This is a genomic window from Pseudomonas sp. ZY71 (assembly GCF_036542145.1).
Taxonomy (GTDB): Bacteria; Pseudomonadota; Gammaproteobacteria; order Pseudomonadales; family Pseudomonadaceae; genus Aquipseudomonas; species Aquipseudomonas koreensis_A.
The window spans coordinates 2,382,108-2,400,536 of record NZ_CP144274.1 but is presented as its reverse complement, the minus strand read 5'-3'; the positions used below and the strand labels follow the sequence as shown (position 1 = coordinate 2,400,536).

Genomic DNA, 18,429 nt, shown 5'->3' with positions numbered 1-18,429 from the left:
CTGTAGGAGCTGCCGCAGGCTGCGATCTTTTCACTTGCAGACACCGCGGAGCCAAGGTCATGACATTTTTCTACACCCACCTGCTGTCCTGGAGCGCCGCCCTGCTGCTGCTCGACGCCGTGCTCTGGCACTTCTCGCCCTTCACCCATCGCGCTCCGAGAGTCGGTGTGCGGCTGGCGCTGTTTCTGGCGTTCACGGCGCTGGTGATCAACGCCGGCGTCAGCCCACTGCAAGCACCACAGTTTGTTGATGACCGCGTGGCGCAATTGGGTGCGACGGCACTGGGAATTCTCTGGTGGCTGTACGCCGCGCGGGTGCTGACCGAAGTCATCGGCCTGGCGCTGATGCGTCGCATCGGCCACAGCGGTCGTTTGCTGCAGGACGTGATCGGCGCTCTGGTCTTCCTGGTCGCCACCGTCGCCGCGGCCGGTTACGTGCTGGAGCTGCCGGTGAAAGGTTTGCTGGCAACCTCCGGCGTGGTGGCGATTGTTGTCGGTCTGGCGCTGCAAAGCACCTTGGCCGATGTGTTTTCCGGGATCGTGCTCAACACCACCAAGCCGTATCAGGTGGATGATTTCGTGGTGATCGACGGCGTCGAAGGCAAGGTCTTCGACATCGACTGGCGCGCCACGCACCTGCTGACCAGCGCCGGAACCATGGCGGTGGTGCCGAACTCGGTGGCGGCCAAGGCGAAGATCGTCAACCTCAGCCGCCCGAACAACATGCATGGCGTATCGATCAGCATTCAGGTGCCGAATCACATCCGCCCGCGCCGGGTACTCGATGCGCTTGATCGCACCTTGCAGGGCAGCAGCGCTCTGTTGCTGACGCCAGCGCCGAAAGCCGTGCTGAAAGAGGCCGGTGAAACCATGTCGGAATACGTCGCCAGCGGCTTCATCGCCGAGCTCGGCAAGAAAAGCGAGGTGCGCAATCAATTGTTCGACCTCGCCCACCGGCATCTCGAAGCAGCAGGCATTTCGCGGCATCCGGACGGTGTGATCGAGCCGTCGACCCGTGCCCGCGCGTTGCTCGACGAAGTGAAAATCTTCCGCTCGCTGAGCAGCGAAGAACGTGATCGCCTCGCCGAATCGATGGTTGCGCAACAGTACGCGGCAGGCCAAGTGGTGCTGGATCTGGATGAAGTGCCGGACAGTCTGTTTGTGATTGCCACCGGGGTGGTCAGTGCGACTGTGCCTGACGGTGACAGCAAGGTCGAGGCCGGGCGCATGGGGCCGAGTGAGGTCATGGGTGAACAGAGCATTCTGGCCGATACGCCGTCGCAGGCGACGTTCACGGCGTTGACGTCGAGCATCATCTATCGTCTCGACAAGCACCTCACTCGCGAGTGCATGGAGCAGCGTACGGAGGTGGGTCGGGCGTTGAATAAATTGCAGGCGGTGCGTCAGCAGAACAGTCGCCTCGCGTTGATGGGCAAACCGGTGGCGGTGAGGAAAGGTGGGTTTCTCGGTTGGTTGCAGAAGCGCTGATGCGGGGATTTTAAGATCAAAAGCCTACCCCCTCACCCCAACCCTCTCCCCCAAGGGGGCGAGGGGGAAGGGAGCCGATCTCCGTGTGCTTCAAGTCCGGAGTTCGACTCGATTCCCCAGGTCGGTGTATTCCGAAAGAGCCCCTCGGTCAGTCCCCTCTCCCTCTGGGAGAGGGCTAGGGTGAGGGGCTTTTCAAACTCACACCGAATTACTTGGCAGTGAACTTGGTATAGCTGTTGATCAAATTGCGATAGTTCGGCAGACGCTCCGACAGCAAATGCGCCAAACCTTCCATGTCGTTACGCCAATCACCCTGCAGCTCGCACGCCACCGAGAACCAGTTCAGCAGGTGGGCACCCGCCGCCGACATCCGCGCCCACGCCGCTTGTTGCACGGTGGTATTGAACGTGCCGGACGAGTCGGTCACCACAAACACTTCATAGCCTTCAGCAATCGCCGACAAGGTTGGGAACGCCACGCAAACATCCGTCACCACACCGGCGATGATCAGTTGCTTGCGCCCGGTCGCCTTGATCGCTTTGACGAAGTCTTCGTTGTCCCAGGCATTGATCTGGCCTGGACGCTGAATGAACGGTGCATCCGGAAACTGCTCGCGCAATTCAGGCACGATCGGGCCGTTGGGACCAGCATCGAAACTGGTGGTCAGAATGGTCGGCAGCTTGAAGAACTTGGCGATGTCGCCCAGCGCCAGCACGTTGTTCTTGAATTCGTTCGGAGTGAAATCCTGGACCAGCGAGATCAGACCGGTCTGGTGATCGACCAGCAGTACAACCGCGTCATCTTTGTTCAGACGTGTGTAAGGAACGCTCATGGGAAAACTCCTGATGGACGGATGGATGAAGCGTTGAGCGCCGACCGGATGGCCGGCGCTTCAGGGGAAATCAGAAAGCGAAGCAGGAACAGCCGAACGCGCCCCAGAAACCGGCGAAGTCGCTGACCGGCGCATTCGACATCCGCGCCTTTTCATGGCTGTGGGTGTGCACCGCGCACGGGCCGCTGCACTGGTGAACCTGCGCCTGCAACGGCGAATTTGGCCGCCAGTGGCCCGGGACTTTGACCACCGGCGACCAGTCCGGCAGCACTGGAATCGAGCGCGGGCCGAGGTCTTCGAAGTCGCCGGCCGCGTAGACAATCTTGCCGCCGACCACGGTCATGACCGATTCGATCCACTTGATTGCTTCTTCCTCGACATGGAAGAAGTCCGCGCTCAGCGCCGCCAGATCCGCCAGTTGCCCGACCTTGATCTGACCTTTCTTGCCCTGCTCCGAGGAGAACCAGGCGCTGCCGTGGGTGAACAGTTCCAGCGCGGTGGTGCGCGGCAGACCTTCTTCGTATAGGGCCAGACCACCAACGGTGCGACCGCTGACCATCCAGTACAGCGAAGTCCACGGGTTGTAGCTGGAAACGCGCGTGGCATCGGTGCCGGCGCCGACCGGTACGCCTTCGGCGAGCATGCGCTTGATCGGTGGCGTCGCTTCGGCGGCTTGCTTGCCGTAGCGGTCGACAAAGTATTCGCCCTGAAAGGCCATGCGATCCTGAATCGCAATGCCGCCGCCCAGTGCTTTCACACGCTCGATGTTCTGCGGGGTGATGGTTTCGGCGTGGTCGAAGAACCACGGCAAGCCATTGAACGGAATGTCGCGGTTGACCTTCTCGAACACGTCGAGCATGCGGCTGATCGACTCGTTGTAAGTCGCGTGCAGACGGAACGGCCAGCGCTGTTCAACCAAGTGGCGCACCACCGGTTCCAGCTCTTCCTCCATGGTTTGCGGCAGGTCCGGGCGCGGTTCGAGGAAGTCTTCAAAGTCCGCCGCCGAGAACACCAGCATTTCGCCGGCGCCGTTGTGACGGAGGAAGTCGTCGCCCTGATGCAATTTGACGCTGCCGGTCCAGTTCTGGAAATCGCTCAGCTCTTCTTTCGGCTTCTGGGTGAACAGGTTGTAGGCGATGCGCACGGTCAACTGGTCGTCTTTGGCCAGTTGCTCGATCACTTGATAATCGTCCGGGTAGTTCTGGAAACCGCCGCCGGCATCGATCGCGCTGGTCAGGCCGAGGCGATTGAGTTCGCGCATGAACTGGCGGGTCGAGTTGACCTGATATTCCAGCGGCAGCTTCGGCCCCTTGGCCAGCGTCGAGTAGAGAATCATCGCGTTCGGTCGCGCGACCAGCATGCCGGTCGGGTTGCCATTGCTGTCGCGGACGATCTCGCCACCCGGCGGGTTCGGCGTGTCGCGGGTGTAACCGGCCACACGCAGCGCTGCGCGGTTGAGCAGCGCGCGGTCATACAGGTGCAGGATAAACACCGGGGTGTCCGGCGCGGCCTGGTTGATCTCTTCGAGGGTCGGCATGCGTTTTTCGGCGAACTGGAATTCGTTCCAGCCACCGACCACGCGCACCCATTGCGGGGTCGGCGTACGGTCGGCCTGATCCTTGAGCATGCGCAACGCATCGGCCAGCGACGGCACGCCTTCCCAGCGCAGTTCGAGGTTGTAGTTCAAACCGCCACGGATCAGGTGCAAGTGCGAGTCGTTGAGGCCGGGGATCACACAGCGGCCGTGCATATCGACCACTCGCGTGTTCGGCCCGCGCAGGGCCATGGCCTGGTTGTCGTTGCCGACGACGACAAAGCGGCCGTCGGTGATGGCCACGGCACTGGCCAGCGGTTTGGTGCGGTCGACGGTATGAAATTGGCCATTGAACAGAATCAGATCGGCGCTCATCGCAGTTCCTCAAGCAAAGTAAAAAGGAGCGAACCCCGCGCGCTCAGCGTGGCGAGGTCTCTTGGTAATCGAGGTGTTCATGGGCCTGGTTGGCTTCGAGCCACGGCGTAAACAAACGGGTGACCGGCGGCATCACCACGTAGACCACCGACAGGACAATGGTCAGAGTGATCAAAAATGTCGCGACGACGTAGTTGGAAAGCAGCGGATGCAACGCCAGCAGCGGTCCCCAGATCAACGGCACGAGCAAGGTGTGCGGCAGAATCACCAGCAACGTGACCACGGCTTGCTTCCAGCGCGGCGGCGGCGAAGCGGCATCGGCCAGTGGGGTAAACCAGAATTCCTTGATCGGCGCGACTTCGGTCTGATCGCCATCAGCCAGCATTGGCGCCGCTTCCTCGACCAGCGCCCGGCGCTGCGGTGATTCAAGCCAGCCCTGCATCGCTTCGGTGCTGCTGAAACGCAGCACACAGGTGTAGAAGTCGAGACGGCCGCGCTTGCCACGCACCACGTCCACACCCAAATGCCCCTCACGCTGGCTCGCCACGCGGACGATATTGCGCAGCCAGGCCTCGTACGCCGACTCGAAACCGGCCTTGACCCGGTGCTTGATGATCAGCGTGACCGTCTCGTCGGCCCCCGGTGCTTGTGGATTGAGGACTTCAGGCATAACGCAGCACTCCGGGTAAACGAACAGGAATCACCAGCCGTCCCGGCCCGGCGATAAACACAGTGGTAAACAGGATCAACAGCAACCAGCCGAACTGCCCTTCGGCCACACTCCATTGCGGATGCACGACCAGCAGCGCCACCAGCAGCACAAAGAGAATAGGCACGCAGGCCAATCGCGCCAGTAACCCGGCGATGATCAGTAGCGGACAGAGCACTTCGGCGAAGATCGCCAGAATCAGGGTGAGGTGGGAACCGAGGTGAAACGGGTCTTCGATCAGTTGCAGTTGCGCGGTGAAGTCGAGCAGCTTGGGCAAGCCGTGCACCCATAGCAGAAACAACCCGCCGCTGACCCGCAGGAACAGCAAACCGATGTCGCGTGCCTGTTCATCCCGTTGAGAAGCGTGCATGGACTCACCCGTGAATAATTATTGGGTGAATCATGCCGGGATTGGGTGGGAGGAAATTGGATGGGTGTGCTCAGTTCCACGGCGTGCCAGGATTCTTGAAACACCGCAGAACACTGTGGGAGCGAGCCTGCTCGCGAAGGCGTCGGGTCAGTTGATAAATACTTTGAATGACACAGCGCTTTCGCGAGCAGGCTCGCTCCCACAGGGGGTGCGCTTAGGCCGGTGGCTCGAGGTTATCCAGCACCCGATTCACTGCCAGCTCACCGAGCATGATCAACTGCGCAATCCCCAACAACGCCCGGCGCTGCGGCGCGGGCAACAGATGGGCGACGTCCTGGGCGATGGTCTTGGCCGAGGCGAGTGTTTCGCTGGCGTCGGTCAGCAGTTCTTCGTTTTTGGTGTCAGCGGTTACGGCGTACATGCCACGGGTTCTGCGTGGGGGTGGCGTGGAGCCGGGTGGAAGGAGGTAATGGTCGAGGGCGCGGTCGGCGGCTTCGTGGAGTTTTCGGGAATCGATGGATTCGTAGGGGGATGTGGGGGCGATGTCTGGCGGGTTGGGCGTGACTTTGAACATGGTGAATCTCCTTTTTAGAGCCGGGATCACCACGTCCTGTCGCTAAACAGGATGGGTGGCGACCGTATGCAGGTTAGCGAACCGGTAAAAGGCAACCCGGTAGACCCGAAGGTCTCCCGCATACAGCCGCCATAGCGAAGTGCAGACGATAGCCTGCAACAAAGCATGGAGCGCTGATGCACTTTTTTTGGTCCGAGTCGCTAAACCCGATCGCTGAGTTTTCAGCGACCACCAAACGATAGAGACCCGACCACAAGCGCACAAGCCGGCGGATTCTGGCGTAGCTGTAGGCAAAGGCGCAAGGTTGCGTAGCCTGAAAGAGTGTCTGTGGGTGTTGCTTAAACGGCGATGTTTAAACCACCAACAACTCAAGCATCACACCAAACCAATGTAGGAGTGAGCCTGCTCGCGATAGCGGTTTAGCGGCCACCATCATCTATGACTGACGAACCGCTATCGCGAGCAGGCTCACTCCTACAGGGGATCGATGTGTTTGTGAGATTTGCGCAGGGATTTAAATCGGCGGGATATCCAGCGGCGCCGCCATGAACTGGCTGATCCGCGCGCGCAGCCATTTCTCCGCCGGATCGTTGTCATGCACCCCGCTCCACGCCATCGACAATTGCGCCGCATCAATCGGGAACGGTGGATCTTCGGCGCGCAAGGCACAGCCCTCAACCAGCGCACACGCGGCGTAATCCGGCACAGTGGCGATCATCTCGGTGCCGGCGAGCAAGGCGCGCAAACCGCTGAACTGTGGCACGCCCAGCACCACGCGACGGCAACGGCCGACCTTGGCCAGGTCCATGTCGATATTGCCGCTCAAGTCGCCGGAGAACGACACCATCGCGTGCGGGCGTTCGCAGTATTCGTCGAGGGTCAGCGGCCCCGGACGGTCGTCGCCGCGCAGGACTTTGCAGGGAATGTCGCGTAGTTTTTTGCGCTTGGCGTTGGCCGGCAACTCAGTGGTGTAACTGACGCCGACGGAGATTTCCCCAGAGGCAAGCAGCGCCGGCATCAGCAGGTAGTTGGCGCGGCGCACGACCACGACAATCCCCGGCGCCTCTTGCTGAAGTTGACGCAGCAACGGCGGAAACAGGCCGAATTCGGCGTCGTCTGACAGGCCGATACGAAACACATCGCAACTGCTCGCCGGTTCGAACTCCTTGGCCCGGCTGACCGCGCCAGAAATGACGTCCATCGCCGGTTGCAGCTCCTTGAGAATCGCCAGCGCCCGCGCGGTCGGCTCCATGCCACGCCCGTTGCGCAGCAGTAACGGATCGTCGAACAGATCGCGCAAACGCCCCAACGCCGCGCTGACGGCCGGTTGCCCCATGAACAGTTTTTCGGCGACGCGGGTCAGGTTCTTTTCGAACATCAGCGCTTCGAAAATCACCAGCAGGTTCATGTCGACGCGACGCAGATCGTTACGGTTCATGGGCACAGATTCCTTTTAGCCAGTCAGACGCCAGTGCTGCGCACTTTACGCGATCAACGGGACTGTTAGCGCCGTTTCGCAGCGAAATTAACAACGATTAACTCGTCAGCCTCCAGCCCTCGGCCAACAATGAAACCCTCTGCGCAGCGTTGTTTTTTTGACCTGAGGGGATGCGCCGACCGTGCATTCCCCATCGACACGGACTTTGGCCATGGCTCACTCACAGCACAGCGTCGCCCTCGCCCCTGCCAACGCACCACGCAAGACCGGGATCGGCGGGCTCAGTCCGCAGCGCGAACGACAGGTCAAACAACTGATCCTCGAACGTCTGGGCGAAAGCCTCGAGGTCACCGAACTGGCCCGCGCCTGTTCGCTGTCACGCAGCCATTTTTCCCGCGCCTTCAAATGCAGCACCGGGTTGTCGCCGCAAGACTGGATTCGCACCCAGCGCATCGCACGGGCCAAGCTGCTGATCCAGCACACCGACCTGAGCCTGACGCAAATCAGCCTGGAATGCGGGTTCTGCGATCAGGCGCATTTCTGCCATATGTTCACCCGCAGCGAAGGCATCAATCCGTTTGCCTGGCGCTGCCAGATCATGCGGGAACCGAAAGCTCCTCGTTTACAACCTGCCGTGTTTTGAACCCGGCAACCGTTGCACTGACGCTCAAACCTGAGGATTATGCCGGGACACCCCGGATTAGAAGGCCTGCGCATGCGCGCGGCACTACTCCGCTCTGTCCGCCGCAGCACCGCAGGAGTGAGCTGTTGAGTCTTTCGCCGAATCAGGCCCTCGGTTTTGGCCCCTATCGGATTCATCCGGGACAACGGCGCGTGCTCGAAGGCGAGCAGCCGTTACGTCTGGGCCGACGGGCAATGGACATCCTCCTGATTCTGCTGGCGCATGCCGGCGAAGTGGTGAGCAAGCAACAATTGATGGCCGGGGTCTGGCCGGACAGCGTGGTCGAAGACATCAACCTGCGGGTGCACATGGCAGCCCTGCGCAAGGCCCTCGGTGACGGTCAGGCCGGCCAGCGTTACATCATCACCGTGGCGCAACGGGGCTACAGTTTTGTCGCGCCAGTGTTGCTGGAATCCATGGAGGAGCGTCCTGTGGGCGATGTTGGCGGTCGGCACAACCTGCCCTTGCGGCGCACGCGGATGATCGGCCGCCAGCCACTGGTCGACAGCTTGATGACGCAGTTGCCGCGCCAACGCTGCATCACCCTGGTCGGCCCCGGCGGGATCGGCAAGACCACGGTAGCCTTGCGTGTGGCCGAGCAGTTGATCGGGCATTACCGCGATGGCATTCGTCTGGTGGACCTGGCACCGCTGAGCGATCCCCGGCTGATCTGTTCACACCTGGCCGCCCTGCTTGATCTGGCGCTCCTCGAAGGCGACCCGCAGACAGCGCTGGTCAAAGGCCTGCAACAGCGGCAGATGCTGTTGCTGCTCGATAACTGCGAACACCTGATCGATGCCGTCGCGGCACTCAGCGAAAGCATTCTGCGCGGCGCACCGAGGGTGCATATTCTCGCCACCAGCCGCGAGAGCCTGCGGGCGGAAGGTGAATTTGTGCAGCGTCTGGATTCCCTCGAATACCCACCGATGACGGCCACCTTGAACCGTAAGCAAGCGCTGGATTTTTCGGCGCTGCAATTGTTCATCGAACGGGCCACAGCCGCGCAGGAAAGCTTCGAACTGAGCGACGCGCAGTTGCCGCAAGCGATCGAGATCTGCCACCGACTCGACGGTATTCCACTGGCGCTGGAACTGGCCGCAGCGCAGGTCGCCGAACTGGGTCTGGACGGTCTGCTGAGCCAGTTACAGGGTCGCTTGCCGCCGTTGGCAGCGGGCAATCAAAACAGTCTTGAGCGCCACCTCACCCTGCGCGCCACGCTGAACTGGAGTTTCAATCTGCTCGACCGTTGCGAGCAAACCTGCCTGCGCCGTTTGGGCGTGTTTCGTGGGGGTTTCACCTTGGAGTCCGCGGCGGCCGTTATCGTCGGCCAACATATCGACCCCAGCATGGTGTTTGTATCGATCACCCAACTGGTGGCCAAATCCCTGCTCAGCGTCGAAGTCGGTGACGAAGAGGTGTTCTATCGCCTGCTCGACACGACCCGCCGCTACGCCCTGGAAAAACTCGAGCACGCCGCTGAATGCGAGGAAACCCGTGAGCGCCATGCCGAACGTTGCCTCGCGTTGATGCAGCAGGCGCAAAACGATTGGGAAAACACGCCGACGCTATTGTGGATCGAGCGTTACGCACGAGGGCTGGAAGATCTGCGAGCAGCACTGGACTGGTGCCTGAACGGTGTCGGCCCGGGTGGTTTGGGGATTCGCCTGACGGCAGCGTCGGCACCCTTGTGGCAAGAGTTGTCGCTGCTCAAGGAGTACGGCGGCTATGTCCGCCGGGCGCTGAGCCTGCTTGATGAACTCGGTGAACCTTGCCCACGCCTGAAAGTTGCGCTGAAACTGGCCCTCGGCAGTGCCTGTTATCACACGTGGGGCGGTACTGCAGAGACCATCGAAGCGTTCGCCGATGCCCGCCGGTTGGCGCACGAAAACGATGACGTCGCCGGGCAACTGCGCGCGGTGTCCGGGCACATGGCGGTCAATCTCAGCTGCGGCCACTACCGCATGGCGCTGGCACAGAGCGAGCACTTCGACCGGCTCGGTCTGCACGGCGACCCGTTGTTGTCACTGAGTACCCACCGCTTGCGCGTATTGGCCCTGCATTATGCCGGCGACCAATTGCAGGCTCGCATTCATGCCGAGCAGGTGCTTCAGTGCATGGCGCAGAGCGGCCATGTCAACCGCTTCACTCACGGTTTTGGCGTGCAATACGACCAGAGTGTCGCGTCACTGACGGTGCTGGCGCGTGTGCTGTGGATGCAGGGACTGCCGGAGCAAGCGTGGCGCACGGCGCGGCAGGCGCTGGACATCGCCGTACAGATCGACCATGGCACTTCGATTTGCTACACCCTGGCGCTGGCCAGTTGCCTGATCGCCCATTACAACGGCGATCAACAAAACGCCCGGGCGCTGTTGCAGCTGTTGCTGGAGCAATCGCAGAAGCATTCGGTGCTGCTGTTCAACACCTGGGCGCGGCACTACGCGCAGGTGATTGACGCGCAAGCCAAGGCGCCGGTGCCGACGGACAGTAGCGGGCTGATTCGGGAAATCATGGTCACGCTGGATGGCCGTTTTGTGGATGACACGCTGGTTGAGCGGGCGTTGAGTGGGGATGCGGGGTGGAGCACGGCGGAGATTCTGCGGGCTCGGGCGGACACGCTATTGAATGGAGAGATGGTTTGTCTGGGCGGGCCTCTTCGCGAGCAGGCTCGCTCCCACATGGGGTCTGAGCACACCCAAAATCCCTGTGGGAGCGAGCCTGCTCGCGAAGGGGCCATTCAGGAAGCCGAAGCACTCCTGCAACAATCCCTGACCATCGCCCGCACCCAAGGCGCGCTTGCCTGGGAACTGCGCAGTGCCACGTCACTGGCGCAACTCTGGCAGCGCCAGTCGCGCTATCGCGAGGCGCTGGATTTGCTCAGCCCGATCTATCAACGCTTCACCGAAGGCTACGCGACCCCGGACTTGCGCAAGGTGCGCTTGCTGATCGACGAACTACGCGAGCACGTGCACGTCTGAAGCCTGGCGAGTCCGGTTGATGTAACGCATATGCCGGCGTTCAAGCTCAATCCCTTCACCGCTGCGCTCCAGTTGCTCGCGGGCATAGCAGCGGGTGGTGTTGAGCATCCGGTATCGACCTGCACTGCCGCTGCGTTCCACCGTCAACAATGACTTCTGCGCCAGGCCCTCGATGATCGCGGCAAGCCGCTGCGGAGCCAGTTGCGGACAACTGATCACCGCCAGCGCCGCCTCCAGCGTAAACGCCAGTTTGAACACCGATAAACGCTGCAGGACGCGTTGTTCCTGCTCGCTCAAGCGCTGATAGCTCCAGTCGAGTGCCGCCTGCATGGATTGGTGCCGTGGCACTGCGGTGCGCCGGCCGTGGCTGAGCACTTGCAGGCCGTTGGCCATTTGCGCCTGTAAGCCGACCAGCGCCAGCGCATCGATCTGCGCTGCCGCCAGTTCGATCGCCAGCGGTATGCCGTCGAGTTGCCGACATATCTCCAGAACGGCTTTGACATCCTGCTCACGCAAGCGGAAATCATGCTGTCGCGCCCGAGCCCGGCTGACAAACAACTGCACCGCAGAATGGCCCATGGCTTCAGTGAGGCAATCGCCTGCCGAGCGTTTTGGCAGGGTCAGCGGTGGCACGCACTTAAGGGTTTCCAGACTGACCTGCAAGGCCTCACGGCTGGTGGCGAGTATCGACAGTCGGGGAGCGGCCTCGAGCAACGTTTCAACCGCTGCTCTGCAAGCGTCGCGGCGGTGGTCACAGTTATCCAGCAGCAGCAACGCATGGCGGGTCGACAGTCCGGGCAAGTCGCTTTCGAGGGTGCGCAGCACATGATCGAGCAGCGGTGTGTCGTCGTCGATCAAACTCAGATCGATCTGCCACACGCCGTCTCTGTAGTACTGCAACAGCAATTCCGCGACCCGCAACGCGACAGTGGATTTACCCACCCCGGCCGCCCCCGTGACGGTCATCAGCCGGCACAGCGGCATTTGTCGCACCAACCCGCCAACCAGCGAGTCACGACCGGTGACCGAGGTCAGTCGAGCTGGCAAATTATGCTGGGGTGTCTGCAAGCCCTCGAAGACCACTTGCGCGACACTGTCACAGCGCACCGGGGCGATAAAACTGTAGCCGCATTGCGGCACGTTGACGATGTAGCGCTGACCGTTTTCACCATCACCCAATGCGCGCCGGAGTGCGGCGATGTGCACGCGCAAGTTGATCTCCTCGACCACCGACGTTGGCCATACCAGAGCGATCAATTGCTCCTTTCTGACCACTCGACCGGCACGCTCGACCAGCACTTGCAGAATGTCCAGCGCGCGCCCGCCCATACGCAAGGGCCGATCTCCATCGAGTATCAGCCGTTGCCGCAGGTGGAACGCGTAAGGGCCGAAACGCAGCACCGACGCCGTGTTCAAATCAATGAGGCTATCCATACCAACTATCTTGGCAGGCTCAGATGACGCGACAACCGCTACACAGGGCGCAGCACGGACATACGGGTGCGCCAGACGGACACAAGCGCTCTAGCTGAACTGTTCGCGGTACTGCACGGGGGTCAGACCGAGTTTTTCAGCAAACAGTGAACGCATATGCCGCACGCTGCCGAAACCACTTTTGTAAGCCACGGTTTTCAGCGGCAGATCGCTGGTTTCCAGCAGATTGCGCGCGCAGTCGATGCGCGCACTTTGCAGAAATTCCATCGGCGTCATGTTGATGTCGCGGGCGAACACCCGTGCAAAGTGCCGCGCACTCATGTTGGCGATGGCGGCCATGCGCTCGACCGTAAAGGCTTCGTCGAGATGTTCCAGCACGTAGCTTTGCGCGCGGGTGATCGGCGTTTCCTGCGGTGCCACAGCGGCCATCAGCGGACTGAACTGGGCCTGCCCGCCCTGCCGTTTCATCACCACCAGCAGGACTTTGGCGACATCCTGGGCGAGTTTCTTGCCGTGATCGCGAGCGATCACGGCCAGCGCCATATCGATCCCGGCCGTGACACCGCCCGAGGTGATCAGATTGCGATCCTCGACATAGATCTGATCGGTGGTGACATGGGCTTTCGGAAAGCCCTTGATCAGGCGTTCGGTGTAGTTCCAGTGGGTGGTTACGCGGTAACCGTCCAGCAACCCGGCATGCCCGAGCACGAAGGCGCCGGTGCAGATCGAACCGTAATACTCGACGCGCTGGACCGCGCCCTTGAGCCAGGCGAACAGCGCCGGAAATTGTTGGTTGTAGGCACCCGGGCCGCCCGGCACCAACAGCAGATCATAATGTTCGGTGTTGTCATCGATGGTCGCGTCGGCATGCACCAACACGCCGTTGGATGCCCGAAGTGGGCCACGCTCGGTGCCAAGCGTGACCAATTGATAATGCGCTTCGGCTTTCAGGTAGCGATTGGCAACCGAAAAAACCTCCAATGGCCCGGCCATGTCGAGCAGAAGAAAGTCGGGGAACAGCACCATTGCCACGGTTTTCATGGGCAGACATCACTTAAATCAGGGAGACATGAGACAGGCCAGACATTATGGCCAACTGTAGCCGTTTGAGCGCAAAAGTTTTGTGTGACGGCTATCGCAAAACTGTCAACCTGAAAGGGACAGTCTTTCAATTCTCATCTACTTATTGCATCAAACAGTAAACAGTAACCTTCTCCTCACTCGGACGAATTCACGTCCCGCAAGGAGATTTCATCATGCTGACCCTTCGCAAAGCCTCCGATCGTGGCCTCGCCAATCATGGCTGGTTGAAGTCCTTTCACACCTTTTCCTTTGCCAGCTATCGCGACCCTCGCGAACAGGGTTTTTCCGACCTGCTGGTGATCAACGATGACCGCGTTGCCGCCGGTAAAGGTTTCGGCCAGCACCCGCATCGCGACATGGAGATCTTTTCCTACGTGCTGGAAGGTGCGCTGGAACACAAGGACACGCTGGGCACCGGTTCAGTCATCCGCCCGGGTGATGTGCAATTGATGAGCGCCGGCAGCGGCGTGGCGCACAGTGAGTTCAACCATTCGGCGAGCAAACCGGTGCACTTCCTGCAGATCTGGATCGTGCCGGACGTCAGCGGTGCCAAACCGCGCTATCAACAGGAGCATTTCAGCGCCGAGAAAAAACGCGGTCGCCTGCAGTTAATCATTTCGCCGGACGGCAAGCACGGTTCGCTCAAGGTGCGTCAGGATGCACGGGTCTTCGCCGGGCTGTTCGACGGCAAGGAAAGCGCCACACTGGAACTGGCGGCCAATCGCTATGCCTATGTGCATGTCGCACGGGGCAGCGTTGAACTCAATGGCCAGGCATTGCGCGAAGGTGACGGCGTGCGCGTTCGCGAGGAACAGTTGCTGACCTTGAGCAACGGTGTCGATGCCGAAGTGCTGGTATTCGACCTGCGGCCGCAGGAATTGCCAGAGATGCCATAACGCTGCGTTTCAACGCCCACAAAAACGGCCTGCTTTGAAGGCCGTTTTCTATTGTGCTGATTCGGGTGCTTGTTGCGAAGCAGGTCTTGGTGCGCCTATATCTTTACCTACCTGGATCGCCGCGAGCGTCGTCTGCAAGGTGGTTAACACCGCTGCCTGATTGGCGAAGTGCGCCCCCACGACGACGGTGATCATTCCGAGAAAATGGACGGCTGTCGTCGCCCAGTAATGCGCCTTTATTGTCGAGGCATGTTTGATGGCTTCTTTTGACTCTTCGGCGATTTGTTGTACGCCGTCCCACATCAAATCGTATCGTTTATCCCTCTCCATTTGAGCCTTGTCTCGCTCAGCCTGAGTCAACAGGTAAGCATCGATTCTCGCCGACACACCCTCGACCCGAGCGTCCATCCTGGTCTCGATGGTTTCGATCCTGGCATTGAACTCTTCACGACTTATAGCGTTCATGGCTTTAGCATTCCGATTTTTACTCGACAGATCACTGACTGGATTTTGACTGAATTCCGTGGTTTTCAATTCGACACCTTCCTGGGTCTACCGATACCGTCCCTGGTATTAAATCGGTGAGAGTCCAACGTCCCTCACCGAGCTGACGAAAACAATAGGCCGCATCCAGAATGCTGACAAGCCGGCAGATTCTGCCTCTGGTGTAGGCCGTTTCGTCAGAGGTTGTAGCCCTGCCAAAACAGCCTTTACCTACTCATTCTCCGACGCGAACACGTCGACAATCTGCTCAATCACCGCTCTCACCCGCGCGGTATGGCGCAGGTCCGCATGGGTTACCAGCCAGACCTCATACGGGAGCGGCGTAGTGCGCTCCGACCAGAGCCTGATCAAGCCATCGCGCTCGCCCATGTACACCGGGATTTCTCCTACACCCAACCCTGCTGCAATCGAACGACGGACGAGCAAACTGGAACCGAGGCTGGCGACGATCCGACCGCGACTCAACGGCTCCGACACCAGCGTCAGGTCCTTTTTGCTTTGCAGATACGGTTGATAGACAACCAGGTCATGCCCTTCGAACGCCGTGTCCGGCTGCGGCACGCCATTGGCGTCTATATAGGCTTGGGAGGCAAACAGCCCCACCGGCCATCGGGCAATTCGCCGAGCGATCAGGTCCGGATTGTCCGGCCGGGTGTTGCGCACGGCGATATCCGCCTCGCGCTTGGCCAGGCTGAGGATTTGCGTGGACGCATCCAGTTGCACCCGCACGTCCGGGTGCTGCTCGTGCAAACGGGCGATCGCCGGAATCAGGAAATCGATGGCCAGCGAGTCCGTGGTACTGACGCGCACCGTGCCGGTCAGGCGATCGTCCAGGCCCTGAATCTTCCGCTCCAGTTCAAGAGCCGAATGCTCCATTTTCTCCACACTTTTAAGCGCTGCTTCGCCGACGGCGGTCAAAGCGTACCCATCAGAGGTACGCAGGAACAACGTCGCGCTCAGGGACTTTTCCAGTGCCGTGATGCGCCGCCCGACGGTTGCCTGATCCACCGCCAAAACCCTCGCTGCACCCCGCAGTGTCGACTCGCGGCAAACGGCGAGAAATACCCGTGCGTCATCCCAATTCATGCTGCCCCCGTATGATGCAAATACGCATCAGCGTGCCGCTTAATCGCTGCATTAACGCAGCAACGATAGCCGATATGCTGAACGCCATAAACCTTCCGCGAGATCGCTATCATGCGCACTTCAACCTCCACCGGTATCTGGTTGCCGATCTTTGCTGGCCTGTGCGCCAGCCTGGTCAGCATCGGTCTGGCGCGTTTCGCTTACACGCCGTTGATTCCTGCGCTGATTGAAGCGCAGTGGTTCAGCGCCAATGATGTGGTCTACCTCGGCGCGGCCAATCTGGTGGGTTATCTGATCGGCGCCCTGCTGGGCCGGCCGGCAGCGCGTCAGCTCGGCAATAAAAATGCCTTGCGGCTGATGATGCTGATCGTCACCGCCGCATTTTTTGCCTGCGCGTTTCCGTTGTCGGTGAGCTGGTTCTTCGGCTGGCGGCTGCTGTCCGGGATTGCCGGTGGCGCGATCATGGTGCTGGTCGCCGCGACAGTACTGCCGCATGTTCCGGCGGCGCGTAAAGGGCTGGCCAGTGGCGCGATCTTCCTCGGCATCGGTCTCGGCATTGCCGGCTCCGGGACGCTTGTGCCGCCGCTGTTGAGCCTGGGTTTGCAGGCGACGTGGCTGGGCCTCGGGGCTTTGGCACTGCTGCTGACGGCGCTGAGCTGGTTTGGCTGGCCATCTGATTTCCTGCACCCGGTCGTTGCACAGGAAACGGTGTCCGCAGAACCGACACCGCGCGGTGTGTACTTGCTGTTCGCTCAATACGCCTTTATGGCCGCAGGCCTGGTGCCAGCCATGGTGTTTCTGGTGGATTACGTGGCGCGTGGACTCGGCGCCGGGGCGCATATCGGCGCGCTGATCTGGGTGATGTATGGCCTGGGCGCGATTGTCGGCCCGGTGAGTTATGGCTTTCTCGCCGATCAGCTTGGCGCGCGGTCCGGCATTCGCCTGGTGCTGGTAGTGCAGGCGATTGCCCTTGGACTGCTGGCGATCTCCCACTCGTTTCTGGCATTGGCGTTGCTGGCGGTGATTCTCGGTTCATTTCCGCCCGGCATTGTGCCGCTGGCCCTGGCGCGGGTGCATGAACTGGTGCCGGAGCATCATCGCCAGCAAATCGCCTGGAGCCGTGCCACGGTGTCGTTTGCCACCTTTCAGGCGCTGGCCGGGTTTGCCTATTCGGCGCTGTTCAATGCCAGCGGCGGTCATCACGCGTTGTTGTTCATCATTGCCGCAGGCGCGATCGTCGTGGCGTTGCTGCTGGAGCAAGCCATGAAATGGCTGCCCGCCCCGGTTGAGCCGCGCTGCTGCGCACATTGAAGGGAATCATTACCTGCTCGGCAGGCTCCCACTTACACAACTCAAGCCAAGAGAAACGATATGTCCCTACCCAATGAAATGACCCGAATCGAAATTACCGAGCCCGGCGGCCCCGAGGTCTTACAACCGCGACGCGTGCCGCTGCCGGTCGCCGCAGATGGCGAGGTACTGATCCGCGTCCACGCCGCCGGAATCAACCGGCCGGACGCCTTGCAGCGTGCCGGTAAATACCCGATGAAACCCGGCATGAACCCGATCCCCGGGCTGGAGGTCGCCGGTGAAATCGTGGCGCTCGGGGCGGGTGTCAGCCAGTTCGCCGTCGGCGACAAAGTCTGCGCGCTGACCAATGGCGGCGGTTATGCCGAATACTGCGCCGTCCCGGCCGGCCAGACCCTGCCGATTCCCGACGGCCTGGACTGGGTGCACGCCGCCGCGATCCCGGAAACCTTCTTTACCGTATGGGCCAACCTGTTCGGCCTCGGCGGCGCCAGCCGTGGTCAACGCGCGCTGATTCACGGTGGCACCAGCGGCATCGGCACTACCGCGTTGATGCTGTGCCGAGAGTTCGGTATAGAAGCGTTCGCCACCGCCGGCAGCGCAGAGAAATGCGCAGCGATCAGCAAGCTCGGCGGCCTGCCGATCAACTATCGGGATGAAGAGTTCGCAAAGGTCATCGCCGATAAAACCGCAGGCCAGGGCGTCAATGTGATCCTCGACATCATGGGCGGTTCATACCTCAACGCTAACGTCAGCGCTCTGTCGATGGATGGCCGTCTGGTCATGCTCGGTTTCCTCGGCGGCGCGCGGGCCAACGATTTTGATCTGCTGGCAATGATGGCCAAACGCGCGGTCATCACCGGATCTCTCCTGCGCGCCCGCACCGCTGCCGAAAAAGCCGCGATTGCCGATCAACTGCGTGAGCACGTATGGCCGGCACTGTCTGCCGGGCGCTGTCTACCGATGATCGACAAGGTTTATTCGCTCAAGGATGCGGCTCAGGCTCACGCGCACATGGAGGCTGGGGACCATATCGGCAAGATCGTGCTGCAGGTCGTGTGAGTCTTTGCAGCATTTGGTAATCGTTGCATCGGGACGGTGGTCGAAAAACTCACGCGCAGACCGAGGCATCTGGTAAAAAG

At 60.9% G+C, this 18,429-nt stretch carries 16 protein-coding genes; 6 read left to right on the top strand and 10 right to left on the bottom strand.

The features are described 5' to 3' along the window. The first annotated feature begins 59 nt into the window (after positions 1–59). On the top strand, positions 60–1,487 hold the full coding sequence (locus VY732_RS10660; RefSeq protein WP_331695364.1) for a mechanosensitive ion channel family protein: 1,428 nt from the start codon (positions 60–62) through the stop codon (positions 1,485–1,487). Positions 1,488–1,695: 208 nt separating this feature from the next. On the opposite strand, the gene ycaC is transcribed toward VY732_RS10660, so the two are convergent. The 6 genes from ycaC to VY732_RS10630 all read right to left on the bottom strand — a co-directional run bounded on the left by ycaC (position 1,696) and on the right by VY732_RS10630 (position 7,319). Next, the gene (ycaC, locus tag VY732_RS10655) at positions 1,696–2,319 is read right to left on the bottom strand and encodes an isochorismate family cysteine hydrolase YcaC (RefSeq protein ID WP_007913541.1); all 624 of its coding nucleotides are present in this window, start codon (positions 2,317–2,319) and stop codon (positions 1,696–1,698) included. A gap of 70 nt (positions 2,320–2,389) precedes the next feature. Next, on the bottom strand, positions 2,390–4,228 hold the full coding sequence (locus VY732_RS10650; RefSeq protein WP_331695363.1) for an amidohydrolase: 1,839 nt from the start codon (positions 4,226–4,228) through the stop codon (positions 2,390–2,392). Positions 4,229–4,271: 43 nt separating this feature from the next. Beyond that, entirely contained in the window at positions 4,272–4,898 is a 627-nt protein-coding gene (locus VY732_RS10645; protein ID WP_331695362.1) for an antibiotic biosynthesis monooxygenase, read from the bottom strand. Continuing rightward, a complete protein-coding gene (locus tag VY732_RS10640) occupies positions 4,891–5,307 on the bottom strand; it encodes a DoxX family protein (protein WP_331695361.1) in 417 nt (138 codons plus the stop codon). The genes VY732_RS10645 and VY732_RS10640 overlap by 8 nt, the downstream gene beginning before the upstream one ends. Positions 5,308–5,521: 214 nt before the next feature. Continuing rightward, positions 5,522–5,881, bottom strand: a complete 360-nt coding sequence (locus VY732_RS10635) for a DUF6124 family protein (RefSeq protein WP_331695360.1) — start codon at positions 5,879–5,881, stop codon at positions 5,522–5,524. A gap of 514 nt (positions 5,882–6,395) precedes the next feature. Further along, on the bottom strand, positions 6,396–7,319 hold the full coding sequence (locus tag VY732_RS10630) for a LysR family transcriptional regulator (RefSeq protein WP_331695359.1): 924 nt from the start codon (positions 7,317–7,319) through the stop codon (positions 6,396–6,398). A gap of 211 nt (positions 7,320–7,530) precedes the next feature. Here VY732_RS10630 and VY732_RS10625 point away from each other — a divergent pair, with 211 nt between their 5' ends. Both VY732_RS10625 and VY732_RS10620 read left to right on the top strand, forming a co-directional pair. Continuing rightward, positions 7,531–7,962 carry a helix-turn-helix domain-containing protein gene (locus VY732_RS10625; RefSeq protein WP_116031109.1) on the top strand — a complete coding sequence of 144 codons (432 nt, stop codon included), beginning with the start codon at positions 7,531–7,533 and terminating at the stop codon, positions 7,960–7,962. Positions 7,963–8,087: 125 nt separating this feature from the next. Continuing rightward, positions 8,088–10,976: an ATP-binding protein gene (locus VY732_RS10620; protein WP_331695358.1), complete on the top strand. Its 2,889-nt coding sequence runs from the start codon at positions 8,088–8,090 to the stop codon at positions 10,974–10,976. On the opposite strand, the gene VY732_RS10615 is transcribed toward VY732_RS10620, so the two are convergent. Then, entirely contained in the window at positions 10,953–12,410 is a 1,458-nt protein-coding gene (locus VY732_RS10615; RefSeq protein ID WP_331695357.1) for an ATP-binding protein, read from the bottom strand. The two genes, VY732_RS10620 and VY732_RS10615, sit on opposite strands and share 24 nt — an antisense overlap. Before the next feature lie 90 nt (positions 12,411–12,500). Further along, the gene (locus VY732_RS10610; RefSeq protein ID WP_331695356.1) at positions 12,501–13,451 is read right to left on the bottom strand and encodes a GlxA family transcriptional regulator; all 951 of its coding nucleotides are present in this window, start codon (positions 13,449–13,451) and stop codon (positions 12,501–12,503) included. 215 nt (positions 13,452–13,666) lie between these two features. On the opposite strand from VY732_RS10610, the gene VY732_RS10605 reads away from it, so the two are divergent. After that, positions 13,667–14,389, top strand: a complete 723-nt coding sequence (locus tag VY732_RS10605) for a pirin family protein (protein WP_331695355.1) — start codon at positions 13,667–13,669, stop codon at positions 14,387–14,389. Positions 14,390–14,437: 48 nt separating this feature from the next. Here VY732_RS10605 and VY732_RS10600 read toward each other — a convergent pair whose 3' ends face one another. Both VY732_RS10600 and VY732_RS10595 read right to left on the bottom strand, forming a co-directional pair. Beyond that, positions 14,438–14,923 (bottom strand): hypothetical protein, encoded by a 486-nt coding sequence (locus VY732_RS10600; protein WP_331695354.1) that lies wholly within the window; start codon positions 14,921–14,923, stop codon positions 14,438–14,440. A 180-nt stretch (positions 14,924–15,103) separates the two neighbouring features. Next, positions 15,104–15,979, bottom strand: a complete 876-nt coding sequence (locus tag VY732_RS10595) for a LysR family transcriptional regulator (protein ID WP_123595900.1) — start codon at positions 15,977–15,979, stop codon at positions 15,104–15,106. 111 nt (positions 15,980–16,090) lie between these two features. Between VY732_RS10595 and VY732_RS10590 the strand changes: the two genes are divergently transcribed. Together VY732_RS10590 and VY732_RS10585 are read left to right on the top strand one after the other, a co-directional pair. Further along, positions 16,091–17,290 carry a YbfB/YjiJ family MFS transporter gene (locus tag VY732_RS10590; protein ID WP_331695353.1) on the top strand — a complete coding sequence of 400 codons (1,200 nt, stop codon included), beginning with the start codon at positions 16,091–16,093 and terminating at the stop codon, positions 17,288–17,290. Between the two features lie 60 nt (positions 17,291–17,350). Beyond that, positions 17,351–18,349 carry an NAD(P)H-quinone oxidoreductase gene (locus tag VY732_RS10585; protein ID WP_331695352.1) on the top strand — a complete coding sequence of 333 codons (999 nt, stop codon included), beginning with the start codon at positions 17,351–17,353 and terminating at the stop codon, positions 18,347–18,349. Positions 18,350–18,429: the final 80 nt, after the last annotated feature.

Bases quoted from the DNA above. Each gene is read 5' to 3' on its own strand.
- VY732_RS10660 (WP_331695364.1), top strand. From the start codon at position 60: ATGACATTTTTCTACACCCACCTGCTGTCCTGGAGCGCCGCCCTGCTG.
- ycaC (WP_007913541.1), bottom strand. From the start codon at position 2,319: ATGAGCGTTCCTTACACACGTCTGAACAAAGATGACGCGGTTGTACTG.
- VY732_RS10650 (WP_331695363.1), bottom strand. From the start codon at position 4,228: ATGAGCGCCGATCTGATTCTGTTCAATGGCCAATTTCATACCGTCGAC.
- VY732_RS10645 (WP_331695362.1), bottom strand. From the start codon at position 4,898: ATGCCTGAAGTCCTCAATCCACAAGCACCGGGGGCCGACGAGACGGTC.
- VY732_RS10640 (WP_331695361.1), bottom strand. From the start codon at position 5,307: ATGCACGCTTCTCAACGGGATGAACAGGCACGCGACATCGGTTTGCTG.
- VY732_RS10635 (WP_331695360.1), bottom strand. From the start codon at position 5,881: ATGTTCAAAGTCACGCCCAACCCGCCAGACATCGCCCCCACATCCCCC.
- VY732_RS10630 (WP_331695359.1), bottom strand. From the start codon at position 7,319: ATGAACCGTAACGATCTGCGTCGCGTCGACATGAACCTGCTGGTGATT.
- VY732_RS10625 (WP_116031109.1), top strand. From the start codon at position 7,531: ATGGCTCACTCACAGCACAGCGTCGCCCTCGCCCCTGCCAACGCACCA.
- VY732_RS10615 (WP_331695357.1), bottom strand. From the start codon at position 12,410: ATGGATAGCCTCATTGATTTGAACACGGCGTCGGTGCTGCGTTTCGGC.
- VY732_RS10610 (WP_331695356.1), bottom strand. From the start codon at position 13,451: ATGAAAACCGTGGCAATGGTGCTGTTCCCCGACTTTCTTCTGCTCGAC.
- VY732_RS10605 (WP_331695355.1), top strand. From the start codon at position 13,667: ATGCTGACCCTTCGCAAAGCCTCCGATCGTGGCCTCGCCAATCATGGC.
- VY732_RS10595 (WP_123595900.1), bottom strand. From the start codon at position 15,979: ATGAATTGGGATGACGCACGGGTATTTCTCGCCGTTTGCCGCGAGTCG.
- VY732_RS10590 (WP_331695353.1), top strand. From the start codon at position 16,091: ATGCGCACTTCAACCTCCACCGGTATCTGGTTGCCGATCTTTGCTGGC.
- VY732_RS10585 (WP_331695352.1), top strand. From the start codon at position 17,351: ATGTCCCTACCCAATGAAATGACCCGAATCGAAATTACCGAGCCCGGC.